The following is a 16,370-nucleotide window of genomic DNA, read 5'->3' on the forward strand; positions in this document are numbered from 1 at the left end:
AAATGCAGACCGGCGTGCCGCAAGGTGCGCCGGTTCTGTTTTTGGGCAAGCCCCGGTTCGCCGCCCGCGATGCTATTTCGGCGTGACGCGGACCGGCATGGTGCTGAGCGCCCGCAGCCCCGAGCTGTCGCGGAAGGCGACCGGGCCCGCAATGTCGAACTGCTTCACGCGGCTGGCGAGCGCTGCGATCACGGCCTCCGCCTCCAGTCGCGCGACCATCTGCCCGACGCAGCCGTGGATGCCGACGCCGAAGCCCATGTGTCCTGACAACCGCCGTTTGATGTCGAACCGGTCGGGATGCTCCCAGCGCGTTTCGTCGCGGTTGGCGGAGGCGAGCAGCAACAGCACCTTCTCGTGCTTGCCGATCGCAACGCTCGCGATCTCGGTGTCGTGCGGCGTGGTGCGGAACACGAACGGCGCCGGCGAATCGAACCGCAGCGTCTCGTCGAACGCCGCGCGCGCCAGCGACGGATCGGCCGCGAGCAACGCCCATTGCTCGGGATGGCGCGCCAGCGTGTACAGCGCCATACCGATCGCACTGATCGTGGTGTCGAGCCCGGCGGAGAGCAGCGAGCGCACCAGCAGCGGAGCCTCTTCCGCGCTGATCTCGCCGGTGTCGGCCGCCTCGTAAACCTCAGCGCCAAAGCTGCCCGGCCGCAGCGCCTCGCGCTGGCAGCGTGCCGCGACCCAAGGCAGCACGCGCGGCGCCTCTTTCATCAGGTTGCGAAAATAGTCGTTCTCCGGTCCGAAGCCGGCGAACACCATCGCGCCATAGGTCAGGAAATTCTCGCGGCCCTCCTGATCGATGCCGAGCGCGTCGGGGAATACGCTGACCGGAAACACCTCCGCGATGTCCTTGATGGCGTCGAACGATCCGCGTTCGACCAGCCCGTCAATGAGCGTTGCAGCCTTTGCCTTGAAGTCATCGGCGAGCCGCCGCATCGCGCCGGGTGAGAGGATCCGCGCCAGCACCGCGCGGGTCCGGGTATGCAGCGGCGGATCGGCTTCCAGCACGATGCTCGGCGGCCGCCACGGCTTTTCCTTGAAGTGGTTCGCAAGCCCGGCGCCGCCGGCGTTGCTGAAATTGACGTGGTCTCCGAAGATCGCCTTGACCTCGGTAAAGCGCGGCACCGCCCAGATGTCGTAGCGCGTCAGGCGAACGACCGGCGCTGCGGCACGCAGCTCCGCGTAGGTGCCATAGGGATCGGCCCGCGTCGCCGGGCTGAACGGATCGAAATCGCTGCGGACGATGTCGCCGGCAAGGGGGCTCGCATGCGCGCTCATTGCATCCTCCCGTCTTGTAATCAGTTAATTGACCATAGTCAATTAACTGGAGTAAAGCAAGGGGGCCTCGTTTCGATTCCATCGGAGCGGAAAAGGCTCTAAAGCGCGAATGAGATACGGTTGAATCGGCTTGGCGCGGTCTCGGTTCACCTCTCCCCGTTGGGGAGAGGTCGGATTGCGAAGCAATCCGGGTGAGGGCTCTTGCTCCCTCGATGGGCCGCAACCCCTCACCCGATTTGCTGCGCAAATCGACCTCTCCCAAGGGAGAGGTGAAGTTTCGACGCTGCTCCAGCTCGACCGGATCTCATCATGCTCTAGGAGACGGCCATGTCGATCGAGGAGCGACCCAGCAAGGGCGCGCGGCGCTTTCAGCGCAGGGCGCGCCAGGAGGCCGACAAGGAGGCGTTGAAGGCGCTGATCCTGGAGACCGCGCGCAAGGAATTCGCCGCCGGCACGCTCGAGACCGTCTCGATCCAGAAGATCGCCGACGCGATCGGCTATTCGAAGGGCACCGTCCTCAAATACTACCCGACCAAGCTGCTGCTACTGCTCGCGGTGAAGCAGCAGAACCTCGAAGCGGTTGCCGAAGCACTCGAACAGGTCCGCGCACAGACCGCCGACAGCGATTTGCGGCTGCGGCGGGTGATGGAAACCTACCTCGACTACTGGGCCGACAATCCCGATCACTTCCGCTCGCTGTTCTCGATGTCCGGCACGGTCGAGGACCGCCGGTTTCCCGACGGCGTCTATTTCGGCGAGACCGAGATCGCGCGCCGCAGCTACGAGCTGTTCGTGGTCTCGGTGCGGGAATTTCTGGCGGCGCATGGCGCTGAAGCCGCGCCGGGCCTGCCGCAGCGGCTGGCGACCGCGCTGCTGGCCGCGACCCACGGCGTGGTCGCGCTGACGCTCGGAACGCCGACCATGAAACTGCCCGACATGCGCGGCACCGGCCGTCTCCTGATCGCAAGCCTGATCGATGCCTGGACCAGCAAGCTTGCCGCCGCGCGGAAAAGCGGGGGCTGGCCGCGGGTTTCGACCGGCACCTTTGCCTGACGGTACTGTCCGTATTTAAGCCCCAGTGTCCTAAGTTCTCGGTAGGATTACCGAATGGCGGTCACCAAATGTTCTAGGAAATGTTCTAGGGCTATCACTGCTGGAGCCAGCTTTTTGGCGCGAGCGCGCAGAAGAAACGCGCGCCAAGGCTGAGGCCTTTCTCATATCCGCAGCGCAGCAGGAAAAACTCTTGAAGGCAGCTTTGGAATACGACCTGCTAGCCTCGCGCGCGGAGCAGTGGCAAATCCAGTTGGCTGAGACACCCCGGCCTTAAAGCCCGGCTTTCCTGATAATTGACGCGCAACCCCGAGCCCTTTTGCGTTATGCTTAAGCTAGGTCCGCTTCATCCGGTCCTTGCCATGTTCGAACGACTACAAGCTCAGGCTCTTTGAGTTTCGCAAGGCAGCGCTCGACCAAATCGAGCGTGTCCACGAGGGCACCGACATTACACGCCCGATGATAGCCCGATCCAGGAACGTGCTTGAGCAGGCCGAGAAGGTGCTGCAAGAGTGCAAGCCGCCGGAGAAGTAAGGCCGCCGCAGTTTTGGATAACCAACATTGCGCGTGAGACCTTGCGTGTACTTTAGGCCCCGCGACAGCGAAGCGCTCCAATTCCTCCCCAAGTTGATCGCGGCAAACAAGCCCAACTGATGAAGGATGGAGCCTCGCATAATGCTCTGTGAGGCTCCGCCCCAAAAGGAACGGCCCCAGCGAGGGGGCACAAGCTGAGGCCAAAAGTGTTCGATCCATCCACAGAGAACAGGCTCAGCCGATCAGTAGCGCACTCACGCCTACGATCAGCGCAACGAATGAGATCAGCGCCAAGATCATGAAGCTGTTCTCGATGCCGTCGTGGTGATTGAGCCTGTACATCCGCGAAGTATCGCACCAGCTCCGGGCAACCGCTTTCACTTATGTATGGCAGTCTACGTGACCTAAAGAAAAGGCCCGGCGCGGGAGCCGCGGCCAGTTGTTCCTATGCTGTCGGGCGCGTGACCCGATGGGTTCCATCGTAAACGGGCCGGTTCCATGCGGCCAACAGTAATTGCCACTTTATCCCGACCATTGAGAGGGTGTCCTGATTCCCCTTTGCGAGTGTCCTAACTAGGACAGCACCTGCCTGACGGATGGTATTCGAAGCCACGCGCCGGAGCATTCGCGCGTGCCACGCTCCGGCATATGCGATGCGGCGCGCGCGAGGCGAAGTGGAATCGCATGGCTCCGCCTGCTAAGCGCGGCCGATGGACACGACTCAGCGCGACAGGACAATCGGCTTCCTCTGCCTGGTGGTGACGGCGCTCGGCTGGGCGCTGAACTGGCCGCTGATGAAGCTGCTGTTGCAGCAATGGCCGCCGCTGTTCGCGCGCGGGCTCGCCGGCACCTGCGCGGCGGTGATCCTGGGTACGCTGGCGCTGGCCCGCGGCCAGTCGCTCGCGGTGCCGCGCGAGGCGATCCCGCGGCTGCTGTTCGCCTCCTTTACCAATGTCTTTGCCTGGATGGGCTTCGGCACCATCGCGATGAAGTTCGTCACGGTCGGCGAGGGCGCGCTCCTCGCCTACACCATGCCGATCTGGGCGATGCTGTTTGCATGGCCGGTGCTGCACAGCCGCCCGACGCTGCGGGACCTGGCCGCGCTGGTGCTCGGTATCGCCGGCGTTGCGCTGCTGCTCGGCGGAGGCGGCTTTGCGTTCAGCGTCGGCAAGCTCACCGGCATTGCGCTCGCGCTCGCCTGCGCGATCCTGTTCGCGCTCGGCAATGTGCTGAACCGCAAGCCGCTGCCGATGCCGCCGCTCGCCGTGGTCGCCTGGCAGGTCGGCATCGGCTGTCTCGTCATGCTGTTGCTCGGCGTTTGCTTCGAGCAGCCGAACTATGCCGCGATCACGCCGCTCGGCCTCGGCTGCTTCGCCTATATGACGCTGATGCCGATGGGCATCTGCTATCTCACCTGGTTCGAGACGCTGCGCCGCCTGCCGCCGACCTCGGCATCGACCGGCATGCTGCTGGTGCCTGTCATCGGCGTGATCTCGGCTGCGATCATCCTTGGCGAGCCGCTGGGCCTGCGCGAGATCGGCGCGATGGCGCTGACGCTCGGCGGCGTGACGCTGGCGCTGCAACGCGCCTGAGGCTGCGCTGGAACGGAGATCGGCGCATCGCGTTCTCCTGAAAAGGGAGCTTGGCCATGCGCAAGGCGATCGCGCGGCTTGATGCGGAGCAGAAGGCGCAGCTGCTTTATCTCGCGGACCTCGGCACGGCGATGTTCACGTCGGCACTCGTGGTCTGCACGTTGAAAGCGGTTGTAGATCTGTTCGTGGGCTGAACCGCCGCCCGTAACTACGCGCCGTCACTTGCCGTTTGGCGCGTCCTCTCCCTGCGTGTGGCCTTCAGGCCCTCGATCGAACACCCCGTAATCGCTGGACTTCACTCCGGCCGCCGCATCGGTGCCGATGCCGGCAAGGCCGAGCTTGAGCAGTTCGCGGACTGCCGCGGCGCGGGTCGGCATACGGTGCTTGAAGCGGAAATCATCGAGGGCGGCCAATTCCTCCGGCGAGAGCATGACCTGGAGCCGCTCGGCGCGTAACTCATTCATCGCAATACACCCAGACTTAGCTTGTTGAGTAATTCGCTAAACGAACCAATTCGTGGCGAGTTCCTCAAGCTCATAAAAAAACGTCGAGTGAGTAATTTTACCAAGTAATATCAATATGTTATGTGAAAAAACAAAGGAACAATCGAGGCGCCCGTTTCGTTACATTGCGGGAGTGATGCCATGACCAACGACGTCAAGCTGCCCCGCAAACTATCCGAGGAGCCGAGAGCTCCGGAACCGCGGCGCCCGAGCCACGCAAGGGTCATCGAACAACTGGACCGTTGGGCCAATAGTCCCGGTCTGCAACCGCCAAGGATGGACGATGCAGAGGACGATTCAACGACGGAAGCGATCTGAGCCCCACACATTCGAGCAGCGCCTCGAGGAACATCGGGTGCGACTCGAGAACCGGCTCGCGCAGCTGCCGCGCGGCGCCGAGCGTGAGCAGATCGTCGCGCGGATCGATCAGCTGAAGACAGCCGTCGAGCTGAACGCGATGCTGTCGATGCGCGAATGACGCGACGGCAAGCCGACGGGAGCGCCCGCTTGCTCGCGCCACCCACTTTGCTCGCCTACCTACCGGGCGCGACGAGAAGGGGGCACAATCCGGGAACAGTTGGCAATTTCGGAATATTAGAAGAATATCTCCGAGTTGCCCGACGTGTCAAGTTGCCTGGCTCGAACGCCGGCCGCCGGTTGCTTTGCATGGGGTTGTTTTCGATATTTTGGCAGCGCCCCGCGACGGCCGCATAACCTCATATCGCTTTAGCTAGTCGGTCGGATGGCGCCCGGTGCGCGGGTTGATCGGCGACGTCGGCCGTCGCCGCAACGCCTCGGGCAGGAATGCCTCGCCGCTCCTGGGCGAGGCGTCGGCGCGGACGTCGGCGGCCCATTGCGCGCGTTCGTGCGGCGTCTGGTTGTCGTTGAAGGTCCGCTTCACGTCGACCCCGCCGACCGGGTCGTTGACGCCGTTTTGGCTCGCGGGATGGTCGACGCCATTGTGGATGTCACTGGAGTTGCCCATCGCGGCCTCCGGGCTCGGTTTGTTTATCGGGACAACATTGCCCGCGCGGGCGCCGTTCCAAAAAAGTGAAGGGCCGGAGGTATTGGCTGCCGCCGGAATCCTTGGCGCATGCAGGGCCAGCCGGTAGGATGGAACCCGGAACGATCAAGGAAAGACCGAGGGAATGAAGCATGTCGACGTCGCGGTGATTGCTGCCACGCTGTGGCTGCTGGCGTCGATGGTGCTGGACATCCTGACGCCGAAGTCGATCACCGTGTTCATGATCGCCGCCGCGCTCGCCCCGCCGTTCCTGATCGGGATCGGCATCCATTTCGCGCGCGAATATTTCAAGGCCAAGCGGCGCAGCTACCAGCCGCCGCAATGGGACGAACGCTTCAGGAACTAAACCGGACTCTGGCGGGGCAGGGCTGCGTCAGCTGCATTGAACTGCGCGGATGGCTTGCTAAGCTTGCGCCATGACCGAGCATCTCACTGACACGATCAGCCGCCTCTACACCGACCCCGGCGAATATGTCGACAGCGACCATCCCGCCGTCGAGGCGTTCGCCCGCGCCGCTGTGCCGGCCAACGCGGGCGCGCGCGAGATCGCGAGCAGGCTCTACACCGCGGTGCGCGACGGCATCCGCTACAACCCCTATGTCAGCATGCGCTCACCGGAGAGCTATCGGGCCTCCAGCGTGCTCGCCGCCGGCAACGGCTACTGTGTCGGCAAGGCGGCGCTCTATGCCGCCGCCTGCCGGGTCCACGGCATCCCGGCCCGCGTCGGCTTCGCCGATGTCCGCAACCATCTCACCACCGAGAAGCTGCGCCAGAGCATGGGCTCGGACCTGTTCACCTGGCACGGCTTCACCGAAGTGTTCGTCGACGGCGCCTGGCGCAAGGCGACCCCGACCTTCAACGACACGCTGTGCGCCAAGCTCGGCGTCAAGCCGCTCGATTTCGACGGCCATTCGGATGCGCTGCTGCATCCCTTCGACGGTGAAGGGCGCACCTACATGCAATATGTCAACGACCACGGCAGCTATCACGACGTCCCGGCCAAATTCCTGATGCGCGAGATGGCGCGCGAATACGCCAACATGCAGGGCGAGGACATGTCCGGCCGCGACATGGAGCGGGAGGCGGCGGAGCAGTAGCGGGCGCGGGCCTGCGCACCGGCTGAGGGGGCGGTGTCATGGATGCGGAGTTGCCGAAAGGCCAGGTCGGCCGCCCGGCCACGGGCTGGGAGGACGCGGTCGCGCTGACCGGCTTCATCCTGGTCGCGGTCGGGCAGGCCTCCAACCAGGTCTTGGCGCGCGGCCTTGCCGGCTCGGTGCCGCCGTTCTCGCTGGCCTTCTTCCGCTGGAGCATCATCGCCATCGGGCTGGCGCCGTTCGCGATCGCGGCGATCCGCGACAGCAAGATCCCGCTGGCGCAGAACCTCTGGCCGATCCTCGCCGCGGGCTTCCTCGGCATGTTCCTGTGCGGCGGCCCGGTCTATATCGCCGGCATCACCACCACCGCGATCCATATCGCGCTGATCTTCGCCCTGTCGCCGATCATGGTGCTGCTGATCTCGGCCGCGCTCGGCATCGAGCATATCGGCCCGCTGCAATGGCTCGGCACGGCGCTGGCGCTCGCCGGCGCGCTGCTGATCGTCTCCGGCGGCCACCTGGAAACGCTGACGCAATCGAGCGCGGCCTGGGGCGATCTCCTGGTGGTGGGCGCGATGCTCGGCTGGTCCGGCTACACGCTGGTGCAATCCCGTGTCGCGCCGCGCGCCTCGCTGCTGGCGCGCGTCAGCCTGTTCTCGGCGGCGGGCGCGCTGTGCTCGCTGCCGCCGGCCCTGCAGGAGATGTGGGCGACGCCGGCCGCGGTGTTCAATACGAGGGCGTTCGAGGCCTATGTCTTCGCCGGCCTGGTGCCCGGCCTGATGGCCTATGCCGGCTTCGCCTGGCTCGGCGCACGGTTCGGCTCGGTGCGGACATCGCTCGTGCTCTACGTCGCGCCGATCGCGAGCGCGCTCTTGTCCTGGATCATCCTCGGCGAGCCGCCGAAGCTGATCCATCTGGTTGGCGGCCTGCTGATCCTCGGCGGCGTCTGGGCGAGCCTGCGCAAATAGGCCAGTTCCCCTCCATTGCAACTTTTCCCGGCCTCGTGCGTTGAATCCGGCGTTGATTCAAGAACTTAGTTGGAGGCCGCATGAATCTGACTCCCCAGCAACGGAAAGAGCGCGATGCGCAGCGTCAGCAAGAAGCGTCGCAGGCGATGAAGGAGCACCGCGCCAACGAGAAGGCCTTCTACGACAATTTCCAGCGCCTCAAGGCCGAGCGGCAGGCGCGCGAAGCCGCGGAGTCACGCTCGCAGGCGCAGTCCGCTTCGAAATAACAGCCGGGAGCCAACGGCATCCGGATTACCCGGATCTGACAGACCGAGAAGGAGCAGGGACGAGGGGCGAGCACGGCGCAAGCGGGCTCGCCCTCATGACGAGATGAACTCTCCAGGCTTATGGAGGACGTCAGATGTATTTTGCCGATAAGAAGACGGTGACCTGCAAATGCGGCGAGCCCCTGAGCGAATTGATGCTCGTCGACGACCAGACGACCGGAATCAAGTTTCATGTCGGTCGTTGCCCGTCATGCCGTGAGGTGACAGTTGTTCGATCCCAGGACACGCCATCGAGCGACGATGCCTGACGCCGGATGGTCCCTCGCGACCTGACCTCAATGCGACGCCGCGTGACAGGCCGGCCGACACATCGTTCGCCGGCAGGGGCGTGAAACACGAACCTCCAAAAAGGCGAATCTCCAAAAAGAGCAGGGCGCGACCGGCATCACCACGGTCGCGCCCTACGTCGCCGGTCAATGGGGCAGGGGGAATAACCGGCTCTTGCAATGACTCGCAGACCCCCGGACTCGTTCCGCGCGAATCAAAATTTTTTCGTACACGGTTAAGTGATGGCCGGACGCGAGAACCCCACAGGTTTCGTTCGCGTTGTGTCCGTGATCGCCAACGGGAATTTCCATGGGGCGAGGGACATCACCATGTCAAAGATTCAAAAGGGAATTTTCGCTGCGTTGGCGCTTGGGTTGACGCTTGGCGCGGTCCAATTGGCATCCGGCCACGATCTCATTGGCGGGCAGCAGGTCACCACCCAATTGGCGCCGGAGAGCGCCGTCAATCGCGCCGCCAAGACCGACCGCGCCGCGGTTCCGGTGACCGGCCTGCCGAGCCGGACCGTCGCGCTGAAGCTCGACCGGCTGCCCGATACGTCGGTCCTGGTCCGCGTTCCCGTGGCGCGGGAAGAGGCCCGCAATCATCCCGCAGCACCCGCCCGCGCGCGGCCCGGCGACACCCGCAAGGTCGCCTGTGAGCCGGTGGTCAGCGTCCTGACCGAAGTGGCCAAGCTGCTGCAGCCCGGCCGCTGCGTGACCTGAGCAGGGCGAACGTTCAACAAGCAACGCTGTCATCGCCCGGCTCGACCGGGCGATCCAGTACGCCGCGGCCTAACCGCTAATAACAGCTGTCTCTGGAATACTGGATCGCCCGGTCGAGCCGGGCGATGACGACGGTTGGTTTCGCGCCATTCTCGTGAGCGAGAAAGCTATTTTTCCTCTTCTGCCTCAGCACTACTCGCAGCACCCCGGCTGGCCATCAGGCCGAGTGCGAGGCCGCCGACCGCCAGGATCGGGATCAGCCGCTTCACGCCGATGGCCCGCACGATCTGCAGGCCGGTGGCGACGACGACAGGGTCGGTAAACACATTGGCGGCCGCCGCCTTCGCCGCTTTCTCGGCGCGCCTCCGCATTTCGCGCTTGCGCGCCGTGTAGACGCCGACGGCGAACAGCGTGACGACTAGGAATACCGCGGCGCCGGAGAGGCACGCCTCCACCGGCCCGTAGTGCTGCAGCACTGAGATGAAGGCGGCCGCGCACAGGAAGGCGAGGGTGATGAACAGGGCGACCGCGGCGGCGGCGGCCAGCGACGTCAGCCGCAGCGCGCTGCCGGTGGATTCCTTGACGTCATCGATCAGCCGCTGAAGCATTGACCAGCCTTGTCTTCGACCTTGCCTTGAAAAGCGCATCGACAAACGAGGCGGCGGCGCGCCAGTGCTGCCATCTCGTCCAGAACGGTGGTTTGCGCATGACCGCCATCGCAGGCCTCATCCGCCGGAGTTGAGCCGCCTCTAGCGGCGCCAGGTGACGCCGATCAAAAAGCCGAGGCCAAGCGCCAGGCCGACGGTCGCCAGCGGCCGCTGGGTGATCACCTCTTCCAGCGACTCCTCGATCGAGGATGCAGCCTCCTGCGCCGCGCCCATCATCGCGCTGCCGCGCTCCGACATGTCGTCGAAGGTCGATTCCGCGTTGGCGCGCGCATCCTTGTAGTGGCGGCGGGCCTGCTTGCCGGCGTTGCTGGCAAACGAGTTGAGCGCGTCGGTGATCTGCTCGGTGAGGGCTGCGATATCGTTCTTCACGGCGATGACATCCTTCTCGAGGCGTTCGTAGGTCGCTTTGTCCGTCATGTTCTTGATCCCAAATGCGCTGTCCGTGCTCGACATCGGAGGCTCCCGCATCATTCGCGTGTTGCGGGAAAAACGCCTCGCATCTCGCAAAGTTCCAGATGCGAAACTGTGGTTACCCTTCCGGCAGCTGCGGCGAATTGACCGGCATCAAATGCTCTTTCACGATCAATCCAACGATCAGCAGCGGCGACGACAGAAAGGCGCCCATCGGGCCCCACAGCCAGGTCCAGAAGGCGAGTGCGAGAAACACCGCGAGCGCATTCAGCGACAGCCTTCGGCCGACGATCGTCGGCGTCACGAAATGCCCTTCCATGAACGTCACGACGGCAAAGCAGGCCGGCGCGATCAGTGCGGCGCCGATGGTCGGCAAGGAGATGATGCCGACCACGACCAGCGTCACAAACATCGCGACCGGGCCGATGATCGGAACGAAGTTCAGCGTCGCGGCGAGCGCGCCGAGCCCGGCCGGATTGGGCATGTTCGTCGCGGCGCAGATCACGCCGGCGATGATGCCGACGCCAATGTTGATCATCGTCACCGTCAGCAGATAGTTGCCGAGATGGACCTCGATCTCGTTGAGGATGCGCAGCGTGCGCAGCCGCTCTTCGCGTTCGCTGAAAGTCATCACCAGCGCGCGCCGCAGATCCTTCCAGCTCGCGATGAACAGGATCAGGGTCGCGACGAACAGCAGGAATTCGGCGAAGGTCGGCGACAGGAATTCCAGTGTCGGCTGCACCCATTCGAATTTCGGCAGCTGGAAGGTAGCCAGTGGGTCTGATCCGCCGACCATGCTCTGCAACTCCTGCCATAGCGCGAGCGGCCGATCGAACATGTGCAGCTTCTGCTTCAGGATCGCGCTGAGCTCGGGCAGCCGCGAGCTCCATTCCATCACGGGCGAGGCGATCAGTCCGACCATGAACGTCACGGCGGCGCCGACCGCGATCACGATCAGCACCGCGCCGAGCGCGCGCGGAATCTGGTAGCGCTCGAGCAGGCTCGCTGCCGGCGACAGCATGGTGCCGACGATGAAGGCCATGGTGATCGGCAGGAAGAAGGCGCGTGCCAGATACAGCACCCCGACAACGAGGATCACCAGCAGCGCGACCAGCGCGAAGGCGACGACTTCGGCGCGGCTGATCACCGGCGGCAGTTCGGCCTTGCTGTCGGGGAGGGGCGTGCCTTCGGGCGCGTTGCCAAGCATACGTTCACCCGGAAAGGCGCGCACCAGTTTCCTCCTGCACGAGGACAAATGAATTTCGTATCAAATTGTGCGTAACAACTTGCGCGTGACAACGGCCCGCCGCGGCAGAAGTTCCATCGCGCCTTCGTGAGACGTGGTGGGTTGACAATCGCGGCTTCGCGACGATTCGCGCCGGAACTCTCTGGCTGCCACGTGCGTTGGCTTGGCATCGCATCACCACGATGCGCATCCCGTCCAGGGGCAGCACATGACACAGCAGTCTCTTTCCAGCCGCCGGCTTGCGTCGCGCGCCGCGCGCACTCACGCCCGCACCCTTGCCTTCGCCAGCGTCCTGCTCGTGACGCCATTCCTTGCCACCACGTCGGCCAGCGCGCAGGTGCTCGGCTATGCGTCGGCACAGCCCGGCGCATTTCCCTCCGACGAGGTGATGAACAATCCCTCGAGCGGGGCAACCGGGGACGGCGCGCTGCCGGAGCGGCTGCGCCGCACCACCGTCGCGCTCAACACGTCGGAAGCGGCGGGCACCATCATCATCGATACCGGCAACACCGCGCTCTATTACGTGCTCGGCGGCGGCCGCGCGATCCGCTATGGCGTCGGCGTCGGCCGCGAGGGCTTTACCTGGGCCGGCACCCAGACCATCAGCAACAAGGCGGAATGGCCGGACTGGCATCCGCCGGCCGAGATGATCAAGCGCCAGCCCTACCTGCCGCGCTTCATGGCCGGCGGCCCGGGCAACCCGCTCGGTGCGCGCGCGATGTATCTCGGCTCCAGCGAGTACCGTATCCACGGGACCAACGATCCGTCGACGATCGGCAAGTTCGTCTCGTCGGGCTGCATCCGCCTGACCAATGAGGACGTCGCCGACCTGTTCAACCGCGTCAATGTCGGCACCAAGGTCGTGGTGCTGCCGAAGAACGGGCCGCATATCGCCGCCCGCGAGCTCGGTCCGACCACGACGCAGATTTCGGTCCGGCCGGCGCCGGTGCAGCCGCGCCCCGCTGTCATGACGCTGCCGTCCGGCCGTCAGGCGATGAACATCCCGGCGACTTCGTCGTTGTACTGAGCATGATCCGGAAAAGTGCGAAGCGGTTTTCCGAAAAGATCATGCTCCAACAACAAGCCGAAGCGCGATGACGATTCAACCCAATCTCATCGCGTTTTAGGGATCGGCATCGTACTAAGGGTCGGTGATGGCAAAGCGGCACGTGAGGCGGTGGGCGTTCGGGACGGCGGCCTTGCTCGGCCTGTCCCTTGCGCCCGCGGCGCAAGCCCAGGATTTCTTCTCGCAACTGTTCGGCGGCTTCATGCACGGCCGTCCGCCGATGATCCGGGTGCCGTTCGATGACGGCCCGATGCCTGTGCCGCGGGCCGAGCGTCGCGCGCGCTATGACGGCGGCCAGGCCTATTGCGTGCGCACCTGCGATGGCCGCTATTTCCCGCTGGCGGCGACCGGCAACCAGAGCAAGGCGGAGAGCTGCAACAGTTTCTGCCCGGCGAGCGCGACCGAAGTGGTCTATGGCGGCAACATCGACAATGCCGCGACGGAGGACGGCAAGCCATATTCCGAGCTGCCGAACGCATTCCGCTATCGCGACGAGATCGTCTCCGGCTGCACCTGCAACGGCAAGGATCCCGTCGGGCTCGCCGCGGTGAAGATCGAGGACGATCCGACCTTGCGCAAGGGCGATATTGTCGCCGGCAAGGATGGGCTGATGTCGGTGAGCCGTCCGGACCGGCGTGGTGCGCAGCTCAACTTCACGCCGGCGCCGGAGCGCATCCGCGCCAAGTATGGCCAGCCGCCGGTGGTGGCGCGCGAGTAGCGCCGCCTGCTCGAAAGACTGGTCAGTCTCGGTTCCGCCACCGGGAACCGACCTTGCCCTTGCACGTTAGGAAAGTGCGAACAGCACATTCACCGATGCCATCAGGGGGCTCCGCATGCTCGTCGGCGTACTCGTCACCTTCCTCGTCGTTATTCTCGTTCTTTATCTCATCAACATGCTTCCGCTCGACGGCCGGGCCAAGCAGATCGCACGCCTCGTCGTCATCATCATCGGCATCGTCTCGCTGCTGAAGTACCTGACCGTGTTCTAGACTCGTCATTGCGAGCGAAGCGAAGCAATCCATCTCACCGCGCGAGTGGAGCGATGGATTGCCGCGTCGCTACGCTCCTCGCAATGACGTGGATGCAGCAATGCATCTCCAACAAAAAAGCCCCGGCTCATTGCCGGGGCTTTTGCTTGTCGTTGCGATCGCTCGCGGATCAGCCCGCGGCCTTGGCCTCGCGGCGGCGCGCGGTGAGGATGTATTCGGTGTAGCCGTTCGGCTGGGTGCGGCCCTCGAACACGAGGTCGCAGGCCGCCTTGAAGGCGACGCCATCGAACGACGGCGCCATCGGCTTGTAGAGGGCATCGCCGGCGTTCTGCTTGTCGACGACGACGGCCATGCGCTTCAGCGACTCCATCACCTGATCCCTGGTGATGACGCCCTGATGCAGCCAGTTCGCCAGATGCTGGCTCGAGATGCGCAAGGTGGCGCGGTCTTCCATCAGGCCGACATCGTGGATGTCGGGCACCTTGGAGCAGCCGACGCCTTGGTCGATCCAGCGCACGACATAGCCCAGGATGCCCTGGCAGTTGTTGTCGATCTCCTGCTTCACGTCGTCGGGCGCCCAGTTCGACTGCGACACCGGAATGGTCAGGATGTCGGAGAGTTTTGCGCGCGGGCCGCCCTTGGCGAGCTCCTGCTGGCGGGCAATGACGTTGACCTGGTGATAGTGCAGCGCGTGCAGCGTCGCTGCGGTCGGCGACGGCACCCACGCGGTGGTGGCGCCGGCCTGCGGATGGCCGAGCTTTTGGGCGAGCATGTCGGCCATCTTGTCGGGCGCGGCCCACATGCCCTTGCCGATCTGGGCATGGCCGGGCAAGCCGTCGATCAGGCCGTTGTCGACGTTCCAGTCCTCATAGGCCTTGATCCACGGCTGCGCCTTCATGTCGTTCTTGCGGATCATCGGACCCGCTTCCATCGAGGTGTGGATCTCGTCGCCGGTGCGGTCGAGGAAGCCGGTGTTGATGAACATGATGCGCTTGGAGGCGCGCTGGATGCAGGCCTTGAGGTTGACCGTGGTGCGGCGCTCCTCGTCCATGATGCCGACCTTCAGCGTGTTCTCCGGCAGGCCAAGCATTGTCTCGACTTCGGCGAACAGGTCGCAGGTCAGCGTCACCTCGTCGGGACCGTGCATCTTCGGCTTGACGATATAGGCCGAGCCGGTGCGGCTGTTCTTGACCTTGGAATTACCCTTGAGGTCGTGGATCGCGAGCAGGCCGGCAACCGCGGCGTCCAGCAAGCCCTCGGGGATTTCCTCGCCCTTGGCGTCGAGCACCGCGTCGGTGAACATGTGGTGGCCGACATTGCGCATCAGCAGCAGGCTGCGGCCGTGCAGCTTCAGCTCGCTGCCGTCGGGCTTCTTGTAGACGCGGTCGGCATTGAGCGAGCGGGTCAGCGTCTTGCCGCCCTTGTCGAAATCGGCCGACAGCGTGCCGTTCATCAGGCCGAGCGTGTTGCGATAGACCAGCACCTTGTCCTCGGCATCGACGGCGGCAACCGAGTCTTCCATGTCGAGAATGGTCGAGACCGCCGATTCCAGGATCATGTCGGCGACGCCGGCCGGGTCATCCTTGCCGATGACGTTGCTGCGGTCGATCTTGACCTCGACATGCATGCCGTTGTTGACGAGCAGGATCGCGGTGGGCGAGGCAGCGTCGCCGAGATAGCCGGCGAACTGCGCGCCGTTCTTCAGCGCGGTCGAATTGCCGCTCTTCAGCTTGACCGAGAGCTGGCCCGCGATCACGGCGTAGGAGGTCACGTCGGTGTGGCTTCCGGTCGCGAGCGGCACGGCGGCATCGAGGAACGCCTTCGCCTTCGCGATCACCTTGTCGCCGCGGGCCTTGTTGTAACCACGGCCAGCTTCGCTCGGATCATGCGGGATCGCATCGGTGCCGTAGAAGGCGTCGTACAGTGAACCCCAGCGCGCGTTGGCGGCGTTCAGCGCGTAGCGGGCGTTGGTCAGCGGCACCACGAGCTGCGGACCGCAGATCTTGCCGATTTCCTCGTCGACGTTTGATGTCTCGACCTTGTGGGTCGCCGGCTCCGGCAGCAAATAGCCGATGTCCTTGAGGAACGCGGTGTAGGCGTTGATGTCGAACGCCTTGCCCTTGTTGGCGCGATGCCAGTCGTCGATCTTGGCCTGCAAGGTGTCGCGGACCGCGAGCAGCTCGCGGTTCTTCGGGCCGAGCTTTTGGATGATGGCGGCGAGTCCTGCCCAGAACGCGTCCGGCGTGATCCCGGTTTTCGGTGTCGCCTCCTTGGCGATGAAATCGAACAGGACAGGGGCGATCTTCAATCCATGGGCATCGACACGAGTCATGATGGGCTTTCTCAAAGAAATGGGGCGTTTAGGGGCTGCTTTCGCAAGAAATCAGCAAAAAACGCGCCAAAGGGCCGCGTTCACGGCCCTTTTAGCCCTAAAGCCACGGTTCTGAGAAGGCCCCCTGCCGCCACGCCCTCTGGTGTCATGCCCCGCTTCAAGCGGGGCATCCAGTACGCCGCGGCCCATCGGCTCAATAATTGCTGTCTCTGGAATACTGGATCGCCCGGTCCCGTCTACGCCAAGGCTTCGACGAGGCTTGCGGTCTGAGGCGCGCCGAAGCTTTAGCGGAGG

The 16,370-nt window shown here is 64.4% G+C and carries 20 protein-coding genes; 13 read left to right on the plus strand and 7 right to left on the minus strand.

Annotated features, from left to right (window positions below; translation table 11 throughout):
• Positions 1 to 72: 72 nt before the first annotated feature.
• A complete protein-coding gene (locus tag FBZ93_RS24100) occupies positions 73 to 1,284 on the minus strand; it encodes a cytochrome P450 (RefSeq protein ID WP_146989077.1) in 1,212 nt (403 codons plus the stop codon).
• 327 nt (positions 1,285 to 1,611) lie between these two features.
• On the opposite strand from FBZ93_RS24100, the gene FBZ93_RS24105 reads away from it, so the two are divergent.
• The 3 genes from FBZ93_RS24105 to FBZ93_RS40745 all read left to right on the plus strand — a co-directional run bounded on the left by FBZ93_RS24105 (position 1,612) and on the right by FBZ93_RS40745 (position 4,654).
• Complete coding sequence (locus FBZ93_RS24105; RefSeq protein ID WP_146989079.1) at positions 1,612 to 2,337, plus strand: TetR/AcrR family transcriptional regulator; 726 nt, start codon at positions 1,612 to 1,614, stop codon at positions 2,335 to 2,337.
• 1,241 nt (positions 2,338 to 3,578) lie between these two features.
• Positions 3,579 to 4,460 (plus strand): DMT family transporter, encoded by an 882-nt coding sequence (locus FBZ93_RS24115; protein WP_146989081.1) that lies wholly within the window; start codon positions 3,579 to 3,581, stop codon positions 4,458 to 4,460.
• A 56-nt stretch (positions 4,461 to 4,516) separates the two neighbouring features.
• Positions 4,517 to 4,654, plus strand: a complete 138-nt coding sequence (locus FBZ93_RS40745; RefSeq protein ID WP_167529190.1) for a hypothetical protein — start codon at positions 4,517 to 4,519, stop codon at positions 4,652 to 4,654.
• A 24-nt stretch (positions 4,655 to 4,678) separates the two neighbouring features.
• Here FBZ93_RS40745 and FBZ93_RS24120 read toward each other — a convergent pair whose 3' ends face one another.
• A complete protein-coding gene (locus FBZ93_RS24120) occupies positions 4,679 to 4,924 on the minus strand; it encodes a hypothetical protein (protein ID WP_146989083.1) in 246 nt (81 codons plus the stop codon).
• Between the two features lie 394 nt (positions 4,925 to 5,318).
• Here FBZ93_RS24120 and FBZ93_RS41775 point away from each other — a divergent pair, with 394 nt between their 5' ends.
• Positions 5,319 to 5,441 carry a hypothetical protein gene (locus FBZ93_RS41775; protein ID WP_283810838.1) on the plus strand — a complete coding sequence of 41 codons (123 nt, stop codon included), beginning with the start codon at positions 5,319 to 5,321 and terminating at the stop codon, positions 5,439 to 5,441.
• 252 nt (positions 5,442 to 5,693) lie between these two features.
• Here FBZ93_RS41775 and FBZ93_RS24125 read toward each other — a convergent pair whose 3' ends face one another.
• Positions 5,694 to 5,948: a hypothetical protein gene (locus tag FBZ93_RS24125; RefSeq protein WP_050425827.1), complete on the minus strand. Its 255-nt coding sequence runs from the start codon at positions 5,946 to 5,948 to the stop codon at positions 5,694 to 5,696.
• Positions 5,949 to 6,111: 163 nt separating this feature from the next.
• Between FBZ93_RS24125 and FBZ93_RS24130 the strand changes: the two genes are divergently transcribed.
• From FBZ93_RS24130 to FBZ93_RS24150, 6 genes are all read left to right on the plus strand, one after another.
• A complete protein-coding gene (locus FBZ93_RS24130) occupies positions 6,112 to 6,333 on the plus strand; it encodes a hypothetical protein (protein ID WP_050425834.1) in 222 nt (73 codons plus the stop codon).
• A gap of 70 nt (positions 6,334 to 6,403) precedes the next feature.
• Positions 6,404 to 7,084 carry a transglutaminase-like domain-containing protein gene (locus FBZ93_RS24135; RefSeq protein ID WP_146989084.1) on the plus strand — a complete coding sequence of 227 codons (681 nt, stop codon included), beginning with the start codon at positions 6,404 to 6,406 and terminating at the stop codon, positions 7,082 to 7,084.
• 38 nt (positions 7,085 to 7,122) lie between these two features.
• Positions 7,123 to 8,049: a DMT family transporter gene (locus FBZ93_RS24140; RefSeq protein WP_146989085.1), complete on the plus strand. Its 927-nt coding sequence runs from the start codon at positions 7,123 to 7,125 to the stop codon at positions 8,047 to 8,049.
• Between the two features lie 80 nt (positions 8,050 to 8,129).
• Entirely contained in the window at positions 8,130 to 8,315 is a 186-nt protein-coding gene (locus FBZ93_RS24145) for a hypothetical protein (RefSeq protein ID WP_146989086.1), read from the plus strand.
• Positions 8,316 to 8,449: 134 nt separating this feature from the next.
• Positions 8,450 to 8,623 (plus strand): hypothetical protein, encoded by a 174-nt coding sequence (locus FBZ93_RS40750; RefSeq protein WP_167350152.1) that lies wholly within the window; start codon positions 8,450 to 8,452, stop codon positions 8,621 to 8,623.
• A 348-nt stretch (positions 8,624 to 8,971) separates the two neighbouring features.
• Positions 8,972 to 9,364, plus strand: a complete 393-nt coding sequence (locus FBZ93_RS24150) for a hypothetical protein (RefSeq protein WP_146989087.1) — start codon at positions 8,972 to 8,974, stop codon at positions 9,362 to 9,364.
• A 167-nt stretch (positions 9,365 to 9,531) separates the two neighbouring features.
• Here the strand turns inward: FBZ93_RS24150 and FBZ93_RS24155 are convergent, their stop codons facing one another.
• The 3 genes from FBZ93_RS24155 to FBZ93_RS24165 form a co-directional block, all read right to left on the minus strand.
• Positions 9,532 to 9,972 (minus strand): hypothetical protein, encoded by a 441-nt coding sequence (locus FBZ93_RS24155; protein WP_146989088.1) that lies wholly within the window; start codon positions 9,970 to 9,972, stop codon positions 9,532 to 9,534.
• Between the two features lie 141 nt (positions 9,973 to 10,113).
• Complete coding sequence (locus tag FBZ93_RS24160; RefSeq protein WP_146989089.1) at positions 10,114 to 10,485, minus strand: DUF883 family protein; 372 nt, start codon at positions 10,483 to 10,485, stop codon at positions 10,114 to 10,116.
• 76 nt (positions 10,486 to 10,561) lie between these two features.
• Positions 10,562 to 11,674 (minus strand): AI-2E family transporter, encoded by a 1,113-nt coding sequence (locus FBZ93_RS24165; RefSeq protein ID WP_146989091.1) that lies wholly within the window; start codon positions 11,672 to 11,674, stop codon positions 10,562 to 10,564.
• Between the two features lie 223 nt (positions 11,675 to 11,897).
• On the opposite strand from FBZ93_RS24165, the gene FBZ93_RS24170 reads away from it, so the two are divergent.
• From FBZ93_RS24170 to FBZ93_RS24185, 3 genes are all read left to right on the plus strand, one after another.
• On the plus strand, positions 11,898 to 12,716 hold the full coding sequence (locus FBZ93_RS24170; RefSeq protein ID WP_146989093.1) for a L,D-transpeptidase: 819 nt from the start codon (positions 11,898 to 11,900) through the stop codon (positions 12,714 to 12,716).
• A gap of 127 nt (positions 12,717 to 12,843) precedes the next feature.
• Positions 12,844 to 13,473: a DUF2865 domain-containing protein gene (locus FBZ93_RS24180; RefSeq protein ID WP_146989097.1), complete on the plus strand. Its 630-nt coding sequence runs from the start codon at positions 12,844 to 12,846 to the stop codon at positions 13,471 to 13,473.
• A 115-nt stretch (positions 13,474 to 13,588) separates the two neighbouring features.
• On the plus strand, positions 13,589 to 13,744 hold the full coding sequence (locus tag FBZ93_RS24185) for a Thivi_2564 family membrane protein (RefSeq protein WP_146989099.1): 156 nt from the start codon (positions 13,589 to 13,591) through the stop codon (positions 13,742 to 13,744).
• A 169-nt stretch (positions 13,745 to 13,913) separates the two neighbouring features.
• On the opposite strand, the gene FBZ93_RS24190 is transcribed toward FBZ93_RS24185, so the two are convergent.
• Complete coding sequence (locus FBZ93_RS24190; RefSeq protein ID WP_146989101.1) at positions 13,914 to 16,076, minus strand: malate synthase G; 2,163 nt, start codon at positions 16,074 to 16,076, stop codon at positions 13,914 to 13,916.
• Positions 16,077 to 16,370 lie beyond the last annotated feature (294 nt).

The organism is Bradyrhizobium macuxiense, assembly GCF_007993935.1.
Lineage (GTDB): Bacteria > Pseudomonadota > Alphaproteobacteria > Rhizobiales > Xanthobacteraceae > Bradyrhizobium > Bradyrhizobium macuxiense_A.